The organism is uncultured Flavobacterium sp. (genome assembly GCF_963925415.1).
GTDB lineage: Bacteria > Bacteroidota > Bacteroidia > Flavobacteriales > Flavobacteriaceae > Flavobacterium.
In genome coordinates, this window is sequence record NZ_CAWUTS010000011.1 from 1 (window position 1) to 5,250 (window position 5,250).

At 28.6% G+C, this 5,250-nt stretch carries 4 protein-coding genes and 1 pseudogene; 4 read left to right on the top strand and 1 reads right to left on the bottom strand.

Features of this window, described 5'->3' with window-relative positions; all coding sequences use genetic code 11:
- Positions 1-11: 11 nt before the first annotated feature.
- From AABM47_RS00835 to AABM47_RS00845, 3 genes are all read left to right on the top strand, one after another.
- Complete coding sequence (locus tag AABM47_RS00835; RefSeq protein ID WP_338409026.1) at positions 12-656, top strand: NeuD/PglB/VioB family sugar acetyltransferase; 645 nt, start codon at positions 12-14, stop codon at positions 654-656.
- The gene (locus AABM47_RS00840) at positions 657-1,796 is read left to right on the top strand and encodes a DegT/DnrJ/EryC1/StrS family aminotransferase (protein WP_338409027.1); all 1,140 of its coding nucleotides are present in this window, start codon (positions 657-659) and stop codon (positions 1,794-1,796) included.
- A 66-nt stretch (positions 1,797-1,862) separates the two neighbouring features.
- Positions 1,863-2,408: a sugar transferase gene (locus AABM47_RS00845; RefSeq protein ID WP_338409028.1), complete on the top strand. Its 546-nt coding sequence runs from the start codon at positions 1,863-1,865 to the stop codon at positions 2,406-2,408.
- Positions 2,409-2,437: 29 nt separating this feature from the next.
- Here the strand turns inward: AABM47_RS00845 and AABM47_RS00850 are convergent.
- Positions 2,438-3,333 (bottom strand): annotated as a pseudogene (locus tag AABM47_RS00850) (IS1595 family transposase).
- Positions 3,334-4,080: 747 nt separating this feature from the next.
- Here AABM47_RS00850 and AABM47_RS00855 point away from each other — a divergent pair.
- On the top strand, positions 4,081-5,250 hold a 1,170-nt coding region (locus tag AABM47_RS00855), incomplete at its 3' end, for a polysaccharide biosynthesis protein (RefSeq protein WP_338409029.1).

The window sequence follows — 5,250 nt, forward strand, 5'->3', positions numbered from 1 at the left end:
AAAAATAAAATATGGAAAAAATCGCAATTATTGGAGCAGGTGGATTTGGGAGAGAAGTTAAAATGCTTATTGATCAAATCAATCAAAAAGAAAATACATTTGAATTTATAGGATATTATGATGATGGAATTCCTGTTGGAACTAAAGTTAACTATAATCAAGTTTTAGGCACTGTGGCCGATTTAGCAAATATTGATTATCAAATTAATATTGTTATTGCTATAGCAACACCAGATTTAAAGAGAAAAATAGTTAAAAAATTGACAAACTCAAAAATAAATTTTCCAACGTTAATTCACCCAAGTGTACTTATTGGTGGTGAATTTGTTTCAATTGGAAAAGGTTGTATAATTTGTGCTAGTACAATTATAACATGTAATATAATAATAAAAGATTTTGTAATTTTAAATTTAATGTGTACCGTCGGTCATGATACTGTAATAAATTCATTTGCTTCCTTTATGCCTTCAGTAAATATTTCAGGAGAAGTAATAATTCATGAAGAAGTGTATGTGGGTACAGGTGCAACAATTATCAATCAATTAGAAATTGGAATCCAAACCATTATAGGAGCAGGAGCTGTAGTTTCTAAAACAATGCCAGAAAAGTGTACCGCAGTAGGAATTCCTGCAAAACCAATTAAATTTCATGCATAAATGAATAACACTAAAATATGGTTGTCTTCTCCACACATGGGAGGCAACGAACAAAAATATATTCAAGAAGCTTTTGATGCAAATTGGGTAGCACCCTTAGGACCTAATGTAAATGGTTTGGAGCAAGATTTAGAAAATTACTTAGAAAATAATTCACATGTTGCAACCTTAAGTTCTGGAACTGCAGCAATACACTTAGGACTTATTTTATTAGGAGTGCAAGCAGGAGATGAGGTTATATGTCAAAGTTTTACTTTTTCAGCTTCTGCTAACCCAATTTTATACCAAGGTGCCACACCTGTTTTTATAGACAGTGAATCAACCACTTGGAACTTATGCCCTGTTGCTTTAGAACAAGCGATAATTGATCGAATTTCAAAAGGTAAAAAACCAAAAGCAATTATAGGAGTTCATTTATACGGAATGCCCTTTAAGGTAGATGAAATAATGGCAATTTCAAAAAAATATGAAATACCTGTTATAGAAGACAGTGCAGAGGCATTAGGCAGTCATTACAAAGGCCAAAAATGTGGAACCTTTGGCGATATTGGTGTTTTGTCGTTCAACGGTAATAAAATCATTACCACATCGGGCGGTGGTGCTCTTGTAGCTAAAACAAAAGTAATAAAAGACAAAGCCGTTTTTTATGCCACACAAGCCCGTGACAATGCGCCTCATTATCAGCATTCTGAAATAGGTTATAATTACAGAATGAGTAATATTTGTGCAGGTATTGGCCGTGGTCAAATGGAAGTTTTAAATAAACATGTAGCCTTGCGAAGAGCTATGCATCATTTTTATGTAAACTTATTTAAAGGGGTAAAAGGTGTTACCGTTTTTTCAGAACCCAATGACCATTATTTTGCGAATCACTGGTTGAGTGCCATTTTGATAGATCCCAAGCAAACAAACGGAATTACTCGTGAGTCTTTACGACTTGCTTTTGAAGCCGAGAACATAGAATCACGTCCTTTGTGGAAACCCATGCACATGCAACCGATATTTTCCAAATATCCATATTACGGAAATAAAGTTGCAGAAACTTTATTTGAAAACGGACTATGTTTACCTTCGGGATCTAATTTAACAGAAAAAGATCAAGAAAGGATAGCAGCGGTAGTAAAAAGTGTTAATTTTTAATTAGGTTTTTTTTTAACAATTAACGATGTAACTATTTATATTAAATAAAAAATAAGTACAATTTGTATGTATAAAAGACTCTTTGATCTAATTTTTGCATTAGTAGGCCTCCTTTTTTTAATGGGACCTCTTTTAATTTTGTATGTATTGGCTACGATAGATACTAAACAAAATGGTTTTTTTCTTCAAGAAAGAATAGGACAGTTTGGTACTACTTTTATAATTTATAAAATACGAACATTTAGTCTTTCACCAGAAAAGCCTGTTTCTAAATTTGGTGCATTTTTGCGAAAGTCTAAATTAGATGAAATACCCCAGTTGTGGAATGTGTTAAAAGGAGAAATGAGTTTTGTAGGTCCTAGACCAGATGTTGAAGGATATTATGATATTCTAGAAGGAGAGAGTAGAAAAATACTAGAATTAAAACCAGGATTAACGAGTACGGCAAGTATTAAATACGCTTATGAAGACGCTATACTTGCAAAGCAAGAAAATCCTTTAAAGTATAATGATACAGTTATATTTCCTGATAAAATTAAAATAAATTTAGACTATTATTATTCAAACTCTATGTATGGCGATCTAAAAATTATTTGGAAAACGCTATTTTAATAAAATTTTTTTTGATTATCCGTTTTCTGTCATAATCCTGTAATACTTGCTATTACTAGTCTGTCAAATAATTTTTCTTCAAAATAGCGTCTATTGAGTTTATAAACGAACTCATTTAGATACAATTGTAGATATTTACCTTTTATTTTATGGTAATTACCAAGAAAATTACGTTTTGCATTACTAATTGCTATGTGAACCCATTTTAAAGTTTCTTTTGTAGTTTTTTTATTTTATTTTTCTGTTATGTGTATTTCAACATTGTCTACAATATCTATATAAGAAGTGCTTTTATCTGTAAAAAGAATACTTTTTTCAGAAATTGATTCCACAATGGTTTCATTTATCTGTTCAGAAGTATGATCTGTCAAAACTTTAGCTTTAAAATATCTGCATTGATTTGATTTCTTACCTGTTTCAACATCTTCTAAAACAGTTGATTCTGTCATAATTGCAACATTAGATTTCCCAACTCCACCACGACCACGAATACCTTTTTCCTGTTCTATTTCTGACGATTTAACTGTAAAATATCCTTCGTAAAATTCTATCATTCCTTCCAAAGTATAACGTGCATATCTGTTGCCCATTGCTTTTCTCGATTTATGAACCATAGCCCAAAAAGGTTCGTGTCGCTTTAATCCGAGTTGTTTTTGAATTTCTTTACTAGAAAAACCTTTTTTGTAGCTGTCATTAGAAACATAGTCTTGTACCAAATCAAAAATGATAAGTTGGTACTTTGCATAATTGTCCCACTACGTAAAGAAATTCTACTTCTACATTTATAACTCCAAACACTTTTTATCCAAAAATGTTCTTAACTTCCGTATTTACATTGAACTCCGATTTTATCTCTTTCTTCTTTAAAATGGAGCCTAAAAGATTCTTCACTTCCAAAATTTGCCGAAAAACTGAATAAATTCATCTCTTTATTTTAACAAAAATAATACTTTTTTATTAATTAGGGGTAATTACGGACAATCAATAAAAATTAAAAGAAAAGAGAGAATATTGTTTTTAGTGCACTAAATTAACATTTTATTAATAATAAATTTAAACACGTATTTTATTTTTTTAGACGATTTTGTTGCTTTATGTCATAAAAAATAAGTAATTTTGAGTTTTAAATAAAACAAACGAATATGATGTATTATTTTTAATTAATATTTGTATAAAAAAAATTACCAAAAAAATAAAAATGTGTATGTTTTGTTTATGTTCTTCTAAATAATTAAAAGATATGGCTACTTATAAAGGCGATGTTTTTTTTGGAAGATATTTATAGTGCTATACAATAAAAAGGCAATACTAAATATTGATAATATTTTGAAATATTTAATAACAGACAGAATTAAAAAAATAGTGGAAGAGAGGTAGTTGATAAATGTACTATTAAATATTAGAATCTATTAAAAAAGGAGTGTGAACTAATTTTAGCAAGAAGTTTACATAAATTTTATTTTTAAGAATCATAATAATTTTATTTTTCTATTCTCGGGTCAATTATGATTTTTTTAAAATTTGAAAAAAAAAGACAAATATGATAAAATTTAATATAGAACAAAATCCTTAGACTCAAAAAGCTATTTCATTTCATTTTTTTTTGAAATACCCTACACGATTTATCAAAAGTTGCATTATAATTTTAACTCTTAATATTGATAATTAGAAATTGGATAAAACATACTTATTTGTTAAAAATAAATTAGAATCATTTGGCTATTTGCCCATGTGGATTATTTTGTTAATTGATTTAATAATTATATCAATTACAATTGTAATTACAAATTTTTTGTTTTTAAACATAAAATTAACTCCCTATGATACATTAAGTTTTTACGAATTAAATGGGTTAATTATTGGAACGAATTGTTTTTTCTTTCTTTTATTTAAAACGTATAAAGGAATTATAAGGTATTCAAGTTTTGTTGATGGAATGAAGTTGCTTTTTGCTACTTTTAGTACATTAGTAGCACTTGTTAGTTTAAATTATTGGCATTATTGGGTTTTTGACAAAAAAATATTTATAATTCCGGGTTTACTAATTGGCTTTGTTTTATCACTTTCACTTTTGTTTTCATTTAGAATTTTTATAAAATACGTTTTTGAAAAGCTATTATATTTCGATGATGCTAATAATAATTCAAAACCAGCTATGATATTAGGATCAGACGCGAATGCAATAGCTGTTGCTAATGCTATTAAAGCTGAAAATCCTCTAAGGTTTAAAGTTATAGGCTTTGTAGATAAATCAAAATCTAGTAAATCAAAAAGTATATTAGGACTGCCTCTGTTTTATACGAACAAAAAGATGTCCGTTATTTTAAGAAGTTTAAAAGCTTCTACGTTAATTATTGTTGAAAAAGCACTTACAGAAAACGAAAGGCTAAATATTGTTGACGATTGTTTAGAGAATAATATAAAAGTATTTACAGTACCTTTAGTTGTAAATTGGGAAAGTCAATTTGAAATTTCTGAAAAAATAAAAAGCTTTCAAATTGAAGATTTACTTGAAAGACAAGCTATAGTTATTGAAAACAGCGTAATATCAAAGCAAATTTCGTTTAAAACTATATTAATAACTGGCGCTGCAGGATCTATAGGTAGTGAGATAGTAAGGCAAGTACTGCAATTTAAGCCTAAAGCTTTGATTTTAGTAGATCAAGCTGAGACACCGTTACACCATTTGTCATTAGAATTAGAAAAATTAGAATTAAAAGTAGATGTGTTTTCTGTGATTTCTGATGTACGCAATAAAAATGGTATGGAAAAAATATTTAAGAAATATAACCCTGAAATTGTTTTTCATGCAGCGGCTTATAAGCATGTTCCATTAATGGAA

Bases quoted from the DNA above. Each gene is read 5' to 3' on its own strand.
- AABM47_RS00835 (WP_338409026.1), top strand. From the start codon at position 12: ATGGAAAAAATCGCAATTATTGGAGCAGGTGGATTTGGGAGAGAAGTT.
- AABM47_RS00840 (WP_338409027.1), top strand. From the start codon at position 657: ATGAATAACACTAAAATATGGTTGTCTTCTCCACACATGGGAGGCAAC.
- AABM47_RS00845 (WP_338409028.1), top strand. From the start codon at position 1,863: ATGTATAAAAGACTCTTTGATCTAATTTTTGCATTAGTAGGCCTCCTT.